The organism is Acidicapsa ligni, from assembly GCF_025685655.1.
GTDB classification, from domain to species: Bacteria; Acidobacteriota; Terriglobia; order Terriglobales; family Acidobacteriaceae; genus Acidicapsa; species Acidicapsa ligni.
Genome location: NZ_JAGSYG010000001.1, coordinates 633106 through 653041, shown reverse-complemented (window position 1 = coordinate 653041; position 19936 = coordinate 633106). Strand labels below are relative to the sequence as shown.

At 55.2% G+C, this 19936-nt stretch carries 11 protein-coding genes; 7 read left to right on the top strand and 4 right to left on the bottom strand.

Going from position 1 to position 19936, the window contains the following annotated elements; genetic code table 11:
• Nucleotides 1-275: 275 nt before the first annotated feature.
• Entirely contained in the window at nucleotides 276-1307 is a 1032-nt protein-coding gene (locus OHL19_RS02565) for a hypothetical protein (protein ID WP_263356018.1), read from the top strand.
• A gap of 113 nt (nucleotides 1308-1420) precedes the next feature.
• On the opposite strand, the gene OHL19_RS02560 is transcribed toward OHL19_RS02565, so the two are convergent.
• The 3 genes from OHL19_RS02560 to OHL19_RS02550 all read right to left on the bottom strand — a co-directional run bounded on the left by OHL19_RS02560 (nucleotide 1421) and on the right by OHL19_RS02550 (nucleotide 8005).
• Complete coding sequence (locus OHL19_RS02560) at nucleotides 1421-3355, bottom strand: CocE/NonD family hydrolase (RefSeq protein WP_263356017.1); 1935 nt, start codon at nucleotides 3353-3355, stop codon at nucleotides 1421-1423.
• A 63-nt stretch (nucleotides 3356-3418) separates the two neighbouring features.
• Nucleotides 3419-5833 (bottom strand): serine/threonine-protein kinase, encoded by a 2415-nt coding sequence (locus OHL19_RS02555; protein ID WP_263356016.1) that lies wholly within the window; start codon nucleotides 5831-5833, stop codon nucleotides 3419-3421.
• A 204-nt stretch (nucleotides 5834-6037) separates the two neighbouring features.
• Nucleotides 6038-8005, bottom strand: coding sequence for a M61 family metallopeptidase (locus tag OHL19_RS02550; protein WP_263356015.1), 1968 nt, complete (start codon nucleotides 8003-8005; stop codon nucleotides 6038-6040).
• A gap of 260 nt (nucleotides 8006-8265) precedes the next feature.
• Between OHL19_RS02550 and OHL19_RS02545 the strand changes: the two genes are divergently transcribed.
• On the top strand, nucleotides 8266-9696 hold the full coding sequence (locus OHL19_RS02545; protein WP_263356014.1) for a glutamine synthetase family protein: 1431 nt from the start codon (nucleotides 8266-8268) through the stop codon (nucleotides 9694-9696).
• Between the two features lie 166 nt (nucleotides 9697-9862).
• Here the strand turns inward: OHL19_RS02545 and OHL19_RS02540 are convergent, their stop codons facing one another.
• Entirely contained in the window at nucleotides 9863-10993 is a 1131-nt protein-coding gene (locus tag OHL19_RS02540; RefSeq protein ID WP_263356013.1) for an acyltransferase family protein, read from the bottom strand.
• A 300-nt stretch (nucleotides 10994-11293) separates the two neighbouring features.
• Between OHL19_RS02540 and OHL19_RS02535 the strand changes: the two genes are divergently transcribed.
• The 5 genes from OHL19_RS02535 (at nucleotide 11294) to OHL19_RS02515 (ending at nucleotide 19831) form a co-directional block, all read left to right on the top strand.
• Complete coding sequence (locus OHL19_RS02535) at nucleotides 11294-12142, top strand: tetratricopeptide repeat protein (protein WP_263356012.1); 849 nt, start codon at nucleotides 11294-11296, stop codon at nucleotides 12140-12142.
• A gap of 223 nt (nucleotides 12143-12365) precedes the next feature.
• The gene (locus OHL19_RS02530; protein WP_263356795.1) at nucleotides 12366-13754 is read left to right on the top strand and encodes a circularly permuted type 2 ATP-grasp protein; all 1389 of its coding nucleotides are present in this window, start codon (nucleotides 12366-12368) and stop codon (nucleotides 13752-13754) included.
• A gap of 46 nt (nucleotides 13755-13800) precedes the next feature.
• Nucleotides 13801-14769 (top strand): alpha-E domain-containing protein, encoded by a 969-nt coding sequence (locus OHL19_RS02525; protein WP_263356011.1) that lies wholly within the window; start codon nucleotides 13801-13803, stop codon nucleotides 14767-14769.
• Nucleotides 14770-14850: 81 nt separating this feature from the next.
• Nucleotides 14851-15834 (top strand): transglutaminase family protein, encoded by a 984-nt coding sequence (locus tag OHL19_RS02520; RefSeq protein ID WP_263356010.1) that lies wholly within the window; start codon nucleotides 14851-14853, stop codon nucleotides 15832-15834.
• Between the two features lie 277 nt (nucleotides 15835-16111).
• Nucleotides 16112-19831, top strand: coding sequence for a TonB-dependent receptor (locus OHL19_RS02515; RefSeq protein ID WP_263356009.1), 3720 nt, complete (start codon nucleotides 16112-16114; stop codon nucleotides 19829-19831).
• Nucleotides 19832-19936 lie beyond the last annotated feature (105 nt).

Here is a 19936-nt window from a genome sequence, read left to right as displayed (position 1 = left end):
ATCATCTCTTTCGTTAATGACTTCAAATATCGGCTAACTATAATTGCTACTTGGTCTCCACCCAAAATGGCGTATTGTCATTTTGATATACGGTAACTTGAAGCTTAAATAGTTAAGAAAAAAACACAATCCAAAGTAGCTAAAATCCTTGTATCTATATGGAATTGCGCGCTATATTTCTTTCGGAGCGCGCCGCGCTTCTGTTGCGTTGAGGTTCCTCGAAAGCTCAATCCGTAATTTCTCCATCTAACCCCCAAAAATAGGAGAACCTACAAATGAGATCTATTATTGCCTTGTCCAACGTTTTCAACAAACATAAATTCAGGAACACTCTAGTCTTAGTGGCTATATTCCTGTTGGTTCTTTGTTCCACACAGACAGGTTTTTCGCAAGCTATAAGCTGGGGAACACCACAGCAGGACACCACGACTCCAATCGGCGGAGCAGATGGAGCAGACGGGGCAGCGGCAGCGGTTTTCAATAATAAGCTATACGCGGTTTACGCTGGAGCAACTGTCAATTCAGCTGGCAACGCGGACGTAGACCTTGCGTACAATACCGACGGAGGCGTGACTTATCCAAATAAATCCACGATCGCATCCTCTGCCACCAATGTACTCCCGGGAATTGCTGTCTTCAATAATCTGCTCTATGTAGCCTATGTCACTCAACTTACGGGCGCGACGCGTCTTGAATTCCAGTATTCCTCAGACGGAATTCACTGGAGCTCAGCCAATCCAGGATGTGATCCAGGTTTCGAGGTTGATGGCTCACCCTCACTGGCAGTTTATAAAGGTTTCTTGTACCTTGGCATTCGCGACCACACTACGCAGGCCATGGTAATTTGCCAAGTTGCGGCGAACAACCAGACTACAGTTGAGGAGCACGCCAACGTTACACTCAACTTCAATCCCACCTTCGCGGTTTTCAATAACCTGCTCTATGTCGCAACAGAAAGCAATGACGACAGCCACACGATATATCTCTATACGTCTGCGGATGGTTCTACGTTCGAGCTAAACACCGGCGCTTCTAGCGACCAAACATCGCGTGCACCATCCATGGCTGTTCATAACAATATTCTGTATCTTGGCTTCCGAGAGAATGACGGTAGTATCGCATTTCTCTATAAGTATTCAACGGACGGCGTGAACTTTTCAACGGCCATTAATCCTCATTGGCAAGTTAATGGACCGCCAATCTTACTTCAAGTTAATAACCTGACAGGCTCCCCGAATAACGGCCAGCTTTACATGTATTACAGCTCATTCTCACCAACACACCTCTGCTCTAATCATGGGGAGTAGACCAATTCGGTGAAACTCAAGAAAAAGTCCACTTCCGCTTTTATTCGCGGAGGTGGACTTTTTCTGCGCATACTGCAAAGCATCTATAACTTCTAACTGCGGCAACTTATTAACTACGGCTTCGGCAGCACCAGCACTTCTACTCCCGATGCAGCATCCTTCTGGTGAAAGATCTGCTCGGTTGCCTTCACAAACTGCTCCGGCTTGGCGCTGGGAATATCGGTGAACGTCTGCGGATTGCGATCCGTCAGCGGAAACCAGCTCGACTGCACCTGCACCATGATGCGGTGGCCGGCGCGGAAGGTGTGGAAGAGATCGGGCATGGTGAAATCCACATCCGTCATCTTGCCTGGAGTCAGCGGTTCCGGCTTCTCCCAGCTATTGCGAAACTTTGCCCGCATCGGCTCGCCGCGCAGTAGCTCCTGGTAGCTGCCCATGCGGATCGGCGGCGCATCCAGCACACGCTTGTTGGTGCGGCCACCCCCTGCAGCATCGGGCGCATTGTCCGGATATACATCAATCAGCTTCACATCAAAGTCGGAATCGGTTCCGCTGCTGGCAACCTTCAGCTTCGGCGAAATCGGCCCCGCGATCGTAACGTCTTCCTGCAGCACATCCGACTCGTAGACCAGCACATCTGGGCGATAACTCGCGAACCGCTGATCGTCCACCATGTAGCGCTGCGGCACATCATCGGTGGTGTAACCAACGAAGGGAACTGGATGCGCCGGATCACTCGTGTACTCATCCACGCTATTCGCTTCCGTTGGCGGGTCAAAGCTCAGCTTGCCATTCGCGTGGAAGTAAAGCGTCTTCGCCGTAGCAGCCTGCGGAGGCCAGCTTGGAAAACTGCGCCACACATTCGTACCCGTCTCAAAGACCACCGCCTTGGGCTGCGTCTCGCCCTTGCCCTTGAGGTAATGCTCAAAGAATGGGAACTGTACATCCGTGCGGAAATGCTCTGCCGTCTTCGAATTGAACTGGATATCGCCCAGATGATCTCCATCACCACGCGACCAGCCACCATGCACCCACGGCCCCTCAACCAACGTCGTCTGCGTCTCTGGATTGAACTTGTTGATCGCGTAGAAAGTCTTGTACGGCCCTGACAGATCTTCCGCGTCATACCAGCCGCCCACCACCAGCACTGCGCACTTCACGTTCTTCATGTGCTGCGAAAGGTCGCGCTCTTTCCAGTAGCTGTCGTAAGTGGTGTGTTTGGCCTGATCGCTGTAAAGCCAGTTACCACCCTTGAGATAAGTCTGATCGAGGTCGTTGAGGTTGCCCGCATTCAGATAGAAGCGATAACTATCGGGCGTTCCAAAGTCGAATCCGACGCTGGGCGCGGGCATTTGCGGCTCCTTCTGAGGCATGAAATACACATAGAAGCCAAAATTCGCCGATAACATGAATGCGCCGCCATGATAACTGTCATCCCCTTTGAATAAGTCCGTCATCGGAGCCTGGGGGCTCGCAGCTACCAGCGCCGGATGGGAATCGATAATGCTCGCCGAGGTGTAGAAGCCCGGATAGGAAATGCCCCAGATGCCCGCTTTGCCATTGTTGTTCGGCACATGCTTGAGCAGAAACTCGATCGTGTCATACGTGTCGCTCGCATCGTCCACATCCTGTGGCGACTTCTTCACATCGATGTGCGGACGCATCTCGATAAACTCGCCCTCACTCATCCAGCGGCCGCGCACATCCTGATAGACAAAGATGTAGCCCGACTTCTCGAACTCGTCCGAAGGCCCTAGACGCGCAGGATACTGATCTTCCCCGTATGGGCCAACGCTGTAAGGCGTGCGATTCATCAGGAAAGGATGAGTCTCACTGGCATCTTTCGGCACATAGACGGCAGTGAACAACCGCTTTCCATCTCGCATTGGAATTCGGTATTCATACTTGGTGTAGTGCGCCTTGACGTAGCTTTCCTGCGGAGTATCGGTCTGTTGGCTCATCAACGGCAGAGTGAATGCGTACGCAACCAGCAACGTGAGAGTAAGGCAGCGAAACATAAAACCAGAGAGCTTTGGTGCAATTGGCATAGGTGGCATGAATCTCCTGAGCCAACAGATTACGCTACGCGGCACAGTCTCCACATGCGTAAGTCACGGCTGGCTGACTTTAGCTTGAATTCCCCCAAGTACCTGCACAGCCTGGCTGTCCATCCGCTTCGCCTCTCCAGAAACACCATGCGTAAGCAGCCTCGCCGCATACTCCGCATGAGGAAGCGCCTCAGGATAACGATGCTCCGCCACAAGCGCTCGCGCCCACAGCAGTTGCGCAGTTCCGAGACGTCGATCCGCAGCCGAGACTTTCCCGTCCTGCACCTCGAATAATTCTTTTGCCGACTTCTCCGCCTCAGGGAAACGCCCCATCGCGAGATACGCAAGAGAAAGCACATCGAGCGGCTCAGCCAGATCGGGACTCGCCCCGGCAATCTTTCTCCACCCAGGCATTGCGCTCTCAATCATCGACAACCCATCCTTCGCGCGGCCAACCCTGATCAACGCACCGGCCATGCGATCCTGCTGCTCCAGCGCTCCTCGGCTATCGGCGCCTTCACATGCCTTCAGCCCGTCGTAGGCCCGTTGATAGAGCGGCAAACTTGCCTGCGGATCGCCACCACGATCTTTCACCGCCGCCAGCTCGCCATACACAGCCGACTGATCGCACTTTGCCTCTGCATCCTGCAAATAGATATGCAGTGTCTGGTTGAACACCCCTTCAGATTCCGCAAAACGTTCTCGCATCTTGAGGTCCCACCCCAATGCATAGAGAACATCCGCAGTCTCATGCGGCGGCAAAACATTATGCCCCTGGGCTTCCTTCGCTGCAGATTGCAACATCTCCAGATTCTCGTCTGTGCGAAAACCTAACCGCTCGCGATTCGTCGCGTAATAGACCTTGCTCCACACCCGCACTGACGGCGAAACACCCTGATGACGCGATATATCCAGTGCATGCGTGGTCAGTTGCAACCCAAGCGCCGTTTCTCCCAGCAGGTAAGCAGTATCTCCCGCCGTTGCTTCGGACTCGGCTTCTGTGTCGTAGTCCTTCGCCGCTTTAGCGCTTGCGATTACCGGCGCAAATGCTTTTTGCGCGGCCTCCAAATCGTTGTTCTCATACATGGACTCAGCCAGACTCATCTGTGCCTTACGCAGATCGGTTGGATCTTTGATGTAGTTGGGCAACAGCTTCACGCCCAGCTCCAGAAAATCCTGCACAGTAAACGTCGGCTTGCCCGTGTAATTGGAGTTCGCCATATAGAGCAGCCGATACAAAAACGTCTGCATGCGCTCCGCTCGCTGCCCCTCAAGCACTGCCTGCTCCTGACGCCAGCCCGCATACGCCAGGCTGGCCACCAGCGCCAGTAATACAAGCAGAGCGGCAAGCACAACCTTTCGCTTTCGACGCACAAATTTGCTCACAAGATACAGCGTCGTCTGAGGGCGAGCCAACACCGGCCAGCCATTGAGATATCGCTGAATGTCCTCGGCAAGAAAATCAAGCGACGCATAGCGATCCTCAGGACGAGGACTCAGGCACTTCGCAACTATCGTCTCCAGGTCGCCCTTCACTAATTGGCGCAACTGCGCCTCAGGAACACCACGTACTTCAGCCGCGTGCTCCGTCAGGGCTTTCGACAGACGCTCGGGCTCCTGCTCCAGAATGGCTCGCTCCAGCATCACCGCCATCGAAGCTCTGCCGCCCGGCCTGCGCCCCGACAGCAACTCAAACAAGATCACGCCGAGCGAATAGATATCGCTGGCCGTAGTCAGCGGATTGTTGCGTAACTGCTCCGGACTGGCGTAAGCAGGCGTCGCCAGGATAGTGCTCGTTAACAAGCTATTCTGCTGCATTAACTTCGAAGTGCCAAAGTCCAGCAGCTTAACCGTGCCATCCCCGGTGACCAGAATATTGGAAGGCTTGAGATCGAGATGCACCACCAGGTTGCGGTGAGCATACGCTACGGCATCGCATACGTGCAGAAAGAGCCTCAACCGCTCCGAAACATTCAACCGATGCGCATCGCAATACACATCCAGCAACTCGCCTTCCACATACTCCATAACCAGGTAAGGCTGACCGCTCTCTGTCACTCCGGCATCCAACATGCGAGTAATATTCGGATGTTCCAGCGATGCCAGGATTTTTTGTTCGCGCAAAAACCGATCGACAAAAGACGGCCCCGCAGCGTGAGGCCCCAGCACCTTCAATGCAGATCGCAACCGCGTACCGTTAACCACGCGCTCGACCAGGTAAACAGAGCCGATGCCGCCCGTTCCAAGCAGCCGCCCCAACGTGTACGGCCCAATCTTTCCTGTCAGAATAGGCGGCTCAACGTGCGATTTATCTTCATAAACAACATCGCCGGCGTCGACAATCTCCAGGGCCTTGCGGCACAACTCCGCATCGGGACAAGCCTCGGCCAGCACTCGCTTTCGATCTTCTACCGGCGTTTGCTCCGCCAGGTGAAAGAGCTTCTGCAGCAAATCCCAGTTATCTGACTCCAGGCTCATGCGACAGATCTCCACGCCCTGTCATGCAGAGAGAAAGTGTCTCACATCCCCGCAGAAATCTCGTTCAGGCAAATAGGAATAGGATTTAGCTCTGATTCGACCCAATAAAAGGGCGCGCATTGGTGGCTAACTTCGCCCACCAATGCGCGCCCTTCTGGTTAAATTTTCCTGTTAGATATTAGATTTTTGAAGTTGGATTCGGAGCTATTCATCGTCCTTCTTATCCTTCTCCACTGGTGCCTTTTCTGGCGTAGTCCTGGGTGCCGTAATGTCATCCAGATACGTGGGAGTTCCATCGATCCGCTCCAGCACTGGATAGCGCTCGCCATCGTGATAGTCGATGTTGAATGAGGACACGAATGTATCCGCCTGCACAATCAACTGAATTGGAGCGCTGGTCCCTTTTGCGGCCTTGATTGCGGCCTTAAGCGCATCGCCTGAAAATACGTTTCCGTTGACAGCGATGATCTTATAGCCCGGCGCGAGACGAGCTTTATCCGCGGGGCCATTCCAGCGCACGTCACTGATCATGCCTTCTCCAGAGACACGCACGCCGAGCGAGTACCAGACGTTCAGTCCGCCGCGACGTCCACCAGCCGAAGCCATCGTACGCTCCGACTTGCTCGGCTTATCGTGGTAAACCAGGCGATATCCGCCCCGCTCGATTCCGTCCAGATCCGCGCGTGGATTGATTAGGTCGATGCGTTCGTGCAGGAACTTCGCCCAATCGTAAGGCGTAACTTCGTTCAGATCCTTGATCAATTCCTCGCGGTTATAGGTCACGATATCTGGACCGGTCTCACCGCCCTTGGCCAGGAAAATCTTCTGGAAATCATCCAGCGACTTCTTGTTCTCCGTCTGCTTGCGAATCAGCGTATCCGCATCCAGCCAGAGCAATTCGCCTTCCTGGTAGTAATCCTGCCCACGCTTCCAGTTGGACCACGCGGGATTGCCTCCGCGAAGAATGCTGGCCGCGATCGCCGTATCTTCCGTCGTGCGCCATTCGCGACCTGGCTTGTAGTCCAGTTGGGCAGCCGACATGGCCAGGATGTCGCGATACTGAGCCTGCGACTTGAGCCCGCTGCGTGCCGCCAGCACATTGCCCAGGTACTGCGTCATGCCTTCGTAAACCCACAGCAGCGAACCCTGCTCTATCGCATTAAAATCCGTCTGATAAAGGTTGAATGGACGGCGGTACTTTCCGTTCCAGCTATGCGTGAATTCGTGCGCCAGCAGATCCGACTCGGCTAACTGATGTGCATCATCGGCAAATCCCTTTTCGCCAACGCCGTTATCCGAGGACTGCCCATGCTCCAGCCCTTCGCCGCCAGCCACATCCGAGAGCGTCAGTAGAAAGTGGTAGACGCGATAGTGGTGCGAGGCATAGACCGTGCTGGCCTCACGAACGAGATTGTTCAACTCCGCCAGTACCGAGGGGCGCAGATTGGAGTCTTCTGGCGCATCGGATACAACATCGATGTAATGCTTCGGCGAAACCTCCGGAGCCAGCGCGAATTCGTGGAAATATTCGCCCGTGATGATAGGCGAATCCTCAAGCTGCTCCACATTCGTCACTTCAAACTTCGTCGTCGCACCAGCCGCCGGAACCGGATACGATCCGCCGGCAACCGGTGCCAGCGCCGTACCGACACCCCAGCCATTGGGAACCTTCAGCGATGGCTGAATGGCAATATCGCGTACCGGAGTATTGGCCGGATAAAGCAGCAGCTTCTCCCACTCCAGCACCGCCATCTTCTGCGAGATGCGTTCGGTTGCAATGCAGTCCAGGTGCGCGTGCAACATCGTCACGCCCTTTGGCACCGTAACGTGGAACTGGTAGAGGTCAGAGTCATCACGCCGCCATGTCAGGGTCTTGCCGTTCGCGGTAAAAACCACGCCGGTAATGTCGTCTACCGGGCCCGTCGGACGATGGTTGCCGGGAATCCACTTTGGAGTCGTCAGCACAACATCGCCTTCTTTTACCGGCAGCTCAACCTCAGCGTGATAAATCTTTCGCGACGCGTCTGTAAGGTCTGCCGTGATCTGGATCGGCGTCTTGGCCGACTCCGCCGCAGCCGGGGTTACAGCCAGGCCAAGGGGCAAAACAAGCGCGGCAACAGAAAAAATGGCCGGAATTGGCCTCAAATTTGATTGGAATAGGCGAAAAGACATGGGCAGGGTAAATCTCCTTGAGGGAATGCCGAAGGGAAGAGCTGTCGAACACGGCGTTTAGCCGATGCTATCAGGCGGACTGCCTCGCAGACTGCAGGAACCAGCGGAATTTCAGCCCTCCGCCTGCGCTATATTTTTTATTGATATATTTTCTTTATGCGCACCGGTGCAGGGCAAGTTAACCTAAATTCACAATCCATGAGCAGCCCACGCTCGCACTTGCGTTGCTGTGTATATTGAAATCGCCAGAGGAGAACCACGTGTCTGACAATTACCGCAATTTTCTTGCACTCAGCTACGACGAGTTGGAAGAGCTGAATCTCAAGGCCAAGCAGGACCGCCTCAACCGCGTCAACGCCGATAAAATCCGCGAAGAACGGCTTAAATATCTCACCGACGAGAAACGCATCAAGGCCGTCACCGTGCTCTTCAGCGACCTCGAAGGGCGCCTGCACCTACTGGATTATGACAAGAAGTTTCTGATTTCCAGCTACGACAACCTCACCTTCGACGGCTCCTCGATCCGTGGCTTTACCGCTCAAAAGGAGAGCGATCTGCGCCTCGGCATTGATTGGAGCGCCTTTTACTGGGTGCCCGCGGATGTCTTCGGCACCGGTAAGGTTCTGGTTTTCGGCACAGTGATCGCCAAGGACGGCACAGCCTACTCCGGCGACCTGCGCGGCGTGCTCAAGCACTACTCCGACACTCTCTATGCGGAAAAAGGCTACACCGTCAACGCAGCCAATGAGATCGAGGGCTTCCTCTTCGCCGGTACAGATGCCGAGCGGCGATTCAACGAAACGGGCCGTTTCGAATTCGTCAACACCGGCGGATACTATCACTCGCTCCCGCTCGATCCTCTGCGCAAGTTCATCGACACCGCTGCCGAAGTACAGCGCGCCATGGGCTTCCAAAACGAAAAGGATCACCCGGAAGTCGCGCCAAGCCAATTCGAAATCAACTATACCTATGGCGAAGTTGTGGCAGCCGCCGATCAGATCCAGCTCTACAAGCTGCTCTGCCGCCAGGTAGCCAATAACATGGGCTACACCGCCAGCTTCCTGCCGAAGCCCGTCGTTGGCGTAAACGGCAGCGGCATGCACACCAATATGTCCATCACCAAGGACAAGACCAATCTCTTCTGGGACGCCAATGGCCAGGAACAGCTCTCTGGCTTTGGCTGGGACTTTATCGATCGCGTCCTGACCCATGCGCTCGACGTTTGCCTGATCCTCAACCCCAGCGTCAACGCCTATCGCCGCCTCGATCCCCACTTTGAAGCACCAAATCAGATCAAGGCTTCTGCCACGGATCGCGGCTCCATGATTCGCGTTCCCATCGGCAACTCCAAATCCATGCGCGTCGAAGTGCGCTCCGTAGGCCCAGACGCAAATCCATATCTGGTCCTCTACTCGCTCTTCAAGACCGGCCTCGACGGCTCCATCGGCAGCATTGACAATCTTCGCCAGGCACAGCGCTACCTGCCCGACAACATCTACTCCGCCATTGACGATTTCAGTGGCTCCGAGTGGATTGGCAAGATTCTCGGCGCAGACGTTCAAAGCCGTTTTGCAGACCTGAAGCGCGCCGCAGCAGATCGTTCGCCACGCGCACTCGGCACCTTTGTCAAAGGCTCCGAAGTGCAATACCACCACGAGGTCTACAACCAGGCCCTCTGGTCGCAGTTCTAACGATCTGCCATCAAGGCAGAGTCAATCTGGCCGTAGTTTGAACTTGAAACAAAAAGCGGCACATCCTTCGGGGTGTGCCGTTTTGTTATACAAACCCTGGCAGGATCGTCACGCTTCTTCGCCCGTTCTGCAAATCGACCAAACCAAAGACCGGCTCACGAACCAATCAAGTGAGCCGATCCTTTGAGCGAAGAAAGAAGCTCTCGAAGGTATAGAAGGAAAGCGATGCAATCGCCAGAGTAGCTATAGCAGCGACTACAAACTGCAATATCGCCCGCGCGTTGTATCCAAGTCCCCCTCCAATGCGATCTGCAACCCAGATGTAGCCAGTACGAAATAAGAGATGATAGATATAGATCCCGTAACTGATCTTGCCCAACCACCTAAGAAACGGCGCCTGGAAGAAAGATTGACACAACCCCGGCCTTAAAGCCCACCCAACTATTCCCGCAAAAAATGTGCTGCAGGCAGCTAACCCGACCGTTGCCATCAAGGGAGCGCCAAGCTCCGGGCCGCCCGAATAGATGCAGATCAGAACCAGTACCACCAAAGAGCAGCACGTAATCATCGGCGACCAGCGAAAGAGCTGCTCCCGTTCCAGTGACTCCCCGCGAACCACCATTGCCAGATATGCCCCCGCCAACAGCTCTCCTGCGCGGCCAAAGATAAATCCAGTCTGCCAACTGTCATCATGGGGCAGACCGATTACCGACAGGCGAAACACCAGGGAAAGCGTCCACAATATCAGGATCAACTTTTTGGCTCGAAGACGATGTGAAGCGAAAAGAGCCAGCAGGAACGGCCAGATCAGATAAAACTGCTCTTCAACCGCAAGGCTCCAGAAATGCTCCAGGTGTATGCCTGGCGGCGCATAAGTAAAGTGCGATGTAACAAACGGAACATTGCCGAGATAGAGCGCTGGAACCCAAATGGTGCTGAGATCCTTGAGAGACGCCCCCAAAACCAGCCCCGTGATGGCCGTGATCAGTATCGCCAGGTAATACAACGGAAAAATTCGCAGAGACCTTCGAGCATAAAAACGTCTCCACCAATTTGGCCGTTGAAATGAATCCCAAAGAATCCCGCTGATGAGAAATCCAGATAGAACAAAGAAAAGGCTAACCCCAGCCCATCCGAAATGAATGATGGAACCGAGGATCCGTATAGGTAGAATCGAAGATTTTGCCCCTCCTCCATAATGGAAAATGAACACACTTGCTGCGGCAAAACCACGAACACCATCGAGCGCCAGAATATGACGAGGCGGTTGATCAAACCGCGAGATTTTGTTTTCCAAGTGAGATCCTCGATTGAATTAGCCTTCAAAAAATGCGATTCAAGAATCCGCTGGAATAATCGGAATCAATGGATTGATGGATGAATGGGCATACCCGAATAGCCCGTATTTCCGCGTTTCGGCGGAAATTGAATTCAGATTATAGCCTGACAAAATTTGGCCCGATGTCCGATCCGGCACAGATAACGCAGCTTGAATCAGCAAATCTCTTGCGTACCGTTTTGAATTCCGGCTGACAACTCTTTTGCAGCCCTGCGTGGCTGATATCCTTTTTGAAAATCAGTCTCGCTGGGGTTGGCCATGAACTGGAAAATAGTCGGCATCGTAGTCGTCGCCATCTTCTGCCTCATTGGTATAGGCGGAGGAGGCTACGGCGCATTCGAAATCTTCCAGTCCATGACCTTGCAGGAAAGCGTCCACCAATGCAACAGCGCCGATCCCGACATCAGCATCCGCGGCTGCTCTACGATTCTCCAGGCCGGGGATGCAGGAAAAGACTTCCGGCTCACCGCATACTATCGGCGAGCAGTGGCCTATGAGCGCAAGGGCGACTTTGATCGCGCTATTCAGGACGACACCCAGGTCATCCTGCAAAACCCCAAAGAGGCTATGGCCTATAACAACCGAGGCTTTGTTTATCAGCGCAAAGGCGACCTCGATCAAGCCATGACCGACTACAACCAGGCCATAAAGATATTCCCGGAGTTCGCACTTGCCTGGTTCAATCGCGGGGAGGCCTATAACCTCAAAGGCGACTATCCGCACGCCATTGAGAACTTCAGCCAGGTCATCAAGCTCCAACCTAAAAACGCCGTTGCCTGGAACAATCGCTGTTATTACCGTGCTATCGCAGGGCAACTCAAAGACGCGCTGGCCGATTGCGATCAATCCCTGCAACTCAAGCCAGGAGTGGGAGCAACTCTCGATAGCCGCGCCTTCACTTACCTCAAGATGAAAAAGTACGACCTGGCCATCGCCGACTACGACGCCGCAATCGCCCAGAGCACAAACGATGCGGCGTGGCTCTACGGACGCGGCCTCGCAAGGCGCGCCAAAAACGACGTCCAGGGCTCCGAAGCCGACATCCACGCAGCCCAAAAAATAGACCCAAAGATCGCGGAGCAGTTCAAAAAATACGGCGTGTCATAAATCACAAGCAACGCAACTCATCTTTCGTTCCCATTTTGCCCGGCTGGCATTTTCCTTCACTCGGTGTACTCTAGTTGGAACCGTGATGCGGATTTCTCCTTAATTTAATCAAAAGGACCAGTCATCACACATGAGTGCTAGCCAGCCTGCCGAACACGCAAGCAAGCCCGATGCAATCGAGAAGCTCTTCCGCGACTACCTGATCGACGGAGCCTTTGACGAGATGCGCACGCCCGATGGAGGCATTCGCCCTCACTACCAGGCGCTCGTCGAAGTCCTCGCCAGCCTGCCCCACGACGAACTGATGCGCCGCAAGCAATCCGCCGATCTCTCCTTCCTGACCCAGGGCATCACATTCACCGTCTACGGCCAGGACGAAGGCACCGAACGCATCTTCCCCTATGACCTGTTGCCCCGCCTCATCTCCGGCAACGAGTGGGAGCGAATCGAACGCGGCCTCACCCAACGCATCACCGCGCTCAATCACTTTCTGCGTGACATCTACGGTGAGGCCAAAATCCTCGCAGACAAAGTCATCCCCCGCGACATCGTTTATAGCTGCAAGCATTACCGCCGCCAGATGTGCGGCCTCCAGGTTCCGCGCAATGTCTATATAGCGGTCGTCGGCTCCGATCTGCTGCGCCTGCGCACCGGCGAGTTCGTCGTGCTGGAAGACAACCTGCGCGTCCCCTCCGGCGTGAGCTATATGCTCACCAACCGGCGCGTCATGAAGCGCACCTTTCCCAAGCTCTTTCATAGTTACGGCGTGCGCCCCATCGAGCATTATCCGCAACTGCTGCTGAACACCTTGCGCTCGCTCGCACCCGAAGGTCGTCCCGAACCCAATATCGTCCTGCTCACCCCCGGCGTGTATAACTCCGCCTACTTCGAGCACACCTATCTCGCCCGCCAGATGGGCATCGAGCTTGTCGAAGGGCGCGACCTCGTCACCCACGACAATATCGTCTACATGCGCACCACCGATGGACTCAAGCGCGTGGACGTAATCTATCGCCGTGTGGACGATGACTTCAGCGATCCGCTCATCTTCCGCGCTGACTCCGGGCTGGGTTGTGCTGGCCTCTTCAACGCCTACCGCGCCGGAAACGTCACGGTAACCAACGCCTTCGGCACCGGCCTGGCCGATGACAAGGCGATGTACGCCTATGTCCCCGACATCATCAAGTACTACCTCGATGAAGACCCCATCCTCAACAACGTCAAGACCTACCTGCTGACGGATCCGGCTTCACGCCAGCATGTCCTTCAGAATCTCGACAAGCTGGTCGTCAAGGCCGTTGGCGAAAGCGGCGGCTACGGCATGTTGATCGGGCCGCAATCCACGGCCGCCCAGCGCGAGGAGTTTGCCCGCGCCATCGAGGCCAATCCGCGCAATTACATCGCCCAGCCCACACTGGATTTCTCTCGCGCACCCTGTCTCTTCGGCAGCCAATTGGAGCCGCGCCATGTCGACCTGCGACCCTACATCCTCTTTGGCGACAAGGTAAACATCGTGCCCGGCGGCCTGACCCGTGTTGCCCTGGAAAAAGGCTCGCTGGTCGTGAATTCGTCGCAGGGCGGCGGCAGTAAAGATACCTGGATTCTGGAATAAGCCTTGCGGGTTTTTTAAGCAAGAACAGCTATTGGAGTAAACCCGAATGCTTTCACGTGTTGCAGACAGCCTTTATTGGATGAGCCGCTACCTGGAGCGGGCCGAAAACACCGTGCGCCAGCTCGATGTCACCATGAGCCTGCTCCTCGACTCCTCTGAGACCACCGCCGAGACCCGCTGGCAACGCCTGCTGACCTCACTCGGCAACCCAGCCGGCGTGGAGTGGAATGGCGACATGGACGCCATGACGCGAATGCTCATCTTCGATGGCGCCAACTCGGCCTCCGTGACCACCTGTCTCGATGCCGCCCGGGAAAACGCACGCCAGGTTCGCGAGGAAATCAGCACCGAGCAATGGCAAAGGCTCAATCGTCTCTATCACCAGATGCATTCGCCACATGCGCAGGCCCAGTACGGCTCCAATCTGAACGACTTCCTGGCCTCCATCATCGATGGCATTCATCTCTTCAAGGGAGTCAGCGATACCACCATGATTCACGGCGAGGGCTGGCAGTTCATCCGCCTCGGGCGCTATCTGGAGCGTGCCTACGCCACCGCCACTCTGCTTGAGGTCTACCAGGAGAGCTTGCTCGACCTGCAGGAGCAGGCTCACTCCGGCTACCAATATCTTGAGCTGGTTGGGCTCCTGCGCTGTTGCACCTCCTTTGAGGCCTATTGCCAGGTCTACACCGCCGATCTTTCCGCCGACCGCATTCTCGAATTCCTCCTCCTCAATCGCGATTTTCCTCACGCCCTGCGCTATTCCATCGACGGGGTACGCCAGGCTATCGAGGCCATCCAATTGAACGGTGGACGCCGTCCACCCGACGAACTGATGGCCACAGCCGGTCGATTGCATTCAATGCTGCGCTACACCACCATCAGCGAAATTCTCAACGGCGATCTCGGAGCATTCCTGCACTCCATTCGCGAGCAATGCCAGCAGATCCATGAACTCCTGTATCGCTACTACGTGCAATATTCCATTCAATCTGCGCTTTCCGTCCAGGGATAATCCACGCTGATTCGTTGACGATCCACTGACGCTCAATTGCCGCACGTACCGGGATTTCAGAAACATCTTTTGGGAGCGAGCATGAACTTTTATTCCATCCGGCATCTCACCCGCTTCCGCTATAAACAGGCGGTCAGCGAAAGCATCATGGAAACCCGGATGCATCCGCGCTCCGACTACAACCAGCACTGCCTCTCGTTTTCGCTCTCGGTAAGTCCGCGCTGCCGCGTCTTCAGCTACCGCGATCACCACGGCAATCATGTGCAGCACTTCGACATCCCCGGCGACCATCATCAACTGGTCATCGTGGCCGAGTCTCTCGTCGAGCAGCAGGCGCAGATTGATATTCCCGCCTTTCTCGCGCCCGACGCCTGGGGCGCTCTCGATGCACTCATCCACATGGGGGATTATGGCGAAATGCTGCTGCCCAGCACCTTTGCCCAACCCACCCCGTCTCTACTCGAACTCGCCAAAAAGCTCAACGTCGTCCGCCGTGATGACCCCCTGATGGTCGTTCGTGAGTTAAACAGGCAAATCTTCGAGTACTTCGAATATGTTCCCCGCTCCACCCGCGTCGATTCGCCCATCGACGAAGCCATCTCCAACCACCAGGGTGTCTGCCAGGACTTTGCCCACACCATGATCGCTCTGCTGAGAAATATCGGCATCCCGGCCCGCTACGTCAGCGGCTACCTTTATCGCGGCAGTGGAGACAATGACAGATCCACTCCGGAGGCCACACACGCCTGGGTTGAGGTTTTATTGCCTCATTTGAATTGGGTCGGTCTCGACCCCACCAACGATCTCCTCGCCTACAACCGTCACATCCGCACCGCAGTCGGGCGCGACTATGCCGACGTGCCACCGACGCACGGCGTTTTCCGTGGCAAGACAGAGAGCGAACTCTATGTGGCTGTTCAAGTTGAGGCCAGCAACGAAGCACCGCCTCTGGATCGCAAACTCCCCATTCCCGACGACTGGACAGTTCTCGTAGAACGCGCTCAGCAGCCCCCGGAGCGCATGATTTCAAACCTGGAAATCCAGCAAATGCAGCAACAACAGTAGAGATCGCTACCCTGCGAATGCCCCAATGGAGGTGCAATATGAGTAAGGCAAGCGTTACTTGCTAAGCATATTTCAACCACTAATTTGTTTCCCTACGCTCGTTCGTTTGAGAAAATCTGTTGAATACCTGGGGAAAATCCTGCAAGATAATGTAACCAATACAGTGGACAGGTCTGAAACATGACTCCCCAGGACCCAGCCAGTAAGACCACCTTACAATCTGCCTTCCAGGCACTTGCACCTTTTTATTGCACTTCAAAACTTTGGAGGAATAGACGTGAAACGATCCCACTGGGGAGCGATGCTTTTGTGCATCCTCATCTCAAGCAGCTTCGCTTTCGGTCAGTCGGCCACAACTTCTTTACGCGGCGTTATTAAAGATCCCAGCGGTGCAGTGATCCCCGGAGCCACCGTAGCTATCACAGATAAAAGCGTCGACAAGACCCTTTCAACAATGACCACCTCCACCGGGTCTTATCAGTTCTCCCAGATTCCCCCGGCTACTTATCTCATCACGGTCACCGCCCAGGGCCTGAGCCCCCAGTCCAAGACCGCCGAACTTTTAGTGAATCAGCCTGCAACGATCGACTTCAAGCTCTCGATACAAGCCAGTTCCGAGACGGTAGATGTATCGGCCAGTGCGCAGACCCTGAATACTAGCGACGCGACGCTCGGCAACTCCGTAGGAAACGAAACCATCCAGGCGCTGCCGATGGAAGGCCGCGACCCTGTCTCGCTCTTGACCCTGCAACCGGGCGTGCTGTACCTCGGCAATCCCTCTGAAAACGACACGAACGACACGCGTTCCGGCTCGGTGAACGGCGGACGCTCCGATCAGGGCAACATCACGCTCGACGGCATGGACGATAACGACCAGATCGCCGGAACATCCTTTACCGGCGTACTGCGTTCCACGCTCGATTCGACAGAAGAGTTTCGCGTAACTACAGCCAATGGCAACGCTGACTCCGGCCGCAGCTCCGGTGCACAGGTTTCCCTGATCACCAAGAGCGGAACCAACAAGTATCATGGCGCCCTGTATGAGTATTACCGGCCTACCAACACGGTAGCCAACGAGTGGTTCAACAAGAATCAGCAACTCAGCCTCGGTGAGCCGAATACGCCGGAAAAATACGTAATGAACACCTTCGGCGGCGCAGTGGGCGGCCCCATCAAGAAGGACAAGCTGTTTTTCTTCTTCAACTACGAGGGCAAGCGGCAGGCAGTCGACACAATTGTGGACGCGACCGTGCCAACCGCGCAGTTCTACCAGGGCCAACTGGGCTACCAGAATACCGCCGGAGCGACCACGTACCTCAGCCCATCTGACGTGGCGATTCTGGATTCAGGGTGCATGACTAACATTGCCTGCGGTGTAAACCCCAACGTGCAGGCCTATTATGCACCTCTGGCGGCAGCCGGTATTCTCGGCAGCACGACTGGCTCTACAACCGGCGATGGCGTGAATAACGGCAGCTATTTCTTTGCGTCTCCTGCTCCGCTGACGCAAAACACCAGCATTGCCAAACTGGATTACAGCCTGAGCGCGACACAGCGCGTATTCTTCCGTGCCAACCTGCAGAAGGACGTTTCCTCTTCGGTAGAAAATCTGCCCGGCCAACCCGCCCAGAGCCTTACCGAGGACAACACCAAGGGCCTGGCCTTTGGCCATACATGGACGCCTACCGCCAACCTGGTGAATGACGCCCGCTATGCCTACATCCGGCAGGGATATTCGACCCGCGGCATCGGTTCCGGAACAGGCGACTGGGTCAATTTTCGCTTTCTTACGCAGCCCGAATCACAGACCCGCTCAACCATTGTCAACGTGCCGGTCAACAACATTACCGACAACCTGACCTGGAGCAAGGGCAACCATACGATCAACTTCGGCGGCAACTGGCGCGGTATCGAAAACAACCGCGCCTCGGACCTGAACTCGTATTCCGACGGCAGTACCAATGCCTACTGGATGGGTGATTCTCCAAGCGCGCCCGCGGACCTGGCACAATCTTTCGGCAACTCCTACGAGATTGCCTATGCAACCCTAGTCGGCACAGTACCGGAAACCGATCAGCAATTCAACTATGCTGTGGCAAAAGGCGGAGCTACGGGCTCCCTGTTTCCGGATGGAGCAATCATCAACCGGCATTTCAAGGCAAACGAGTTTGAATACTATGTCCAGGACTCATGGCGCGTAAAGCCGAACCTGACGCTCACCTTCGGCTTCCGGCATTCGATCCTGCAGGCGCCGTATGAGACCAAGGGACAGCAGGTTGCTCCTACCATCGACACCCAGGAATGGTTCTTGGAGCGTGGTTACGCCGCGAGCAAAGGCAATGTATTCGAGCCAGCACTTAGTTTCGCGCCCAGCGGCAAAGCCAATGGCCGCCCCGGTTACTGGGCCAAGCAGAAGCTGAATATCGCACCGCGTCTGGCCGCAGTCTACTCACCTAACCCAAAGACAACAATCCGCGTTGGCGGTGGCATGTTCTATGACCATTTTGGCGAGGGCATCGCAAACTCCTTCGATCAGGAAGGGTCATTTGGTCTGACTACGACCATCAGCACCCCGGCCTCCACATACGGTTTCGAGAACGCGCCACGCTTCACCGGCCCTCACAACATTCCCTCCGCAGCCGGAAACCCATGCGCCAACCCCAGCACCATCACCTATCCATATACGCCTCAGAACAACATCAACTGCGGCTTTGCTATCGCATGGGGTGTAGACAACCACCTGAAGACTCCCTACTCCTATGCAATTGATGCGTCTTTCCAGCGTGAACTGCCCGGCGGTTTCACTTTTGAAGAGAACTATGTCGGTCGTCTCGGACGCCACCTACTGCAACAGCTTGACCTCGCAGAGCCCGTCAACCTGGTCGACAAGCAGGGCGGCGGCGACTACTTCACCGCCGCGGCAAAGCTATCCCGTATTGCCGATATGCATAACGGAAATGCAAACAGCACCGTGCAACCGATCCAGTACTTCGAAGACATGTTCCCGTATATGGCCAACGTAGACTACGTGGGAGAAAGCGCAACCCAGGCCGTCTACTCGGATGAATGGGCGCCAACGCGATACGGTGCCGGCGAGACTCAGGCATTGGAAGATCTTGATTTCTTTGACGGCGCTCCAACATCGGGACGGTACTGGAATCAGCAGTTTTCATCGCTGTATGCCTGGTCCTCAATCGGCACCAGTTCTTATAACGCCCTGCAGCTTTCGCTGCGCCATCCAACCAGCCACGGTCTCACGGTGGATGTGAACTATACCTTCTCAAAGTCTTTGGACATGGGTTCGGCTGCCGAACGCGCGAATCAAGAGACCACTGATGCCTACAGCAGCTCCAGCGGAATCCAGAACAGCTGGAATCCCAAACTCAATAAAGCCGTGTCGGATTTCGACACCCATCATCTGGTTACCTTTGATTGGGTATACCAATTGCCCGTGGGACGCGGGAAAATGCTCCTTGGTGCTTCGAGCCGTCTCACCGACGCATTCCTCGGTGGCTGGCAGTTCTCCGGACTATCTCGTTGGGCAAGCGGATTACCGTTTTCCCTGAGTTCGCCCGGCTGGCAGACCAACTGGAACCAGGAAGCATCCGGCGTAGTTACCGCCCCGGTCAAGGTTCACAAAAACCTGGCCAGTGGCATACCGCAGGTCTTTGCAGGCAACGGTGCCGAAGCGATCAACAACGGAATCACCTCTGGCAACCCTGTCCGCTTGCCCTATCCCGGCGAGGCAGGCGAGCGCAATTTCTTCCGCGGCGACGGCTACTTCGATGTGGATTCAGCTCTTTCCAAGGTTTGGAATCTGCCTGAAAGGGCCACTCTGAAGTTTGCCGCCGAAGTCTATAACGTCGGCAATAATGTCCGCTTCGACGCCAGCCCGCTCAACCTTAACGGCGTCCTGACCAGCGGAACGCTCGGTGCCTACAGCGGTGTACTTACAACCTACCGCCGTATGCAATTTGGTCTGCGTCTCGACTTTTAAACCAGGCTGATCCATTCCATCAACAAAAGCGCCGAAGGAGTTCTCCTCCTTCGGCGCTTTTCATTTTCACGCGATACAGTTAATGCAGTCTTTTCGCCGCTCACC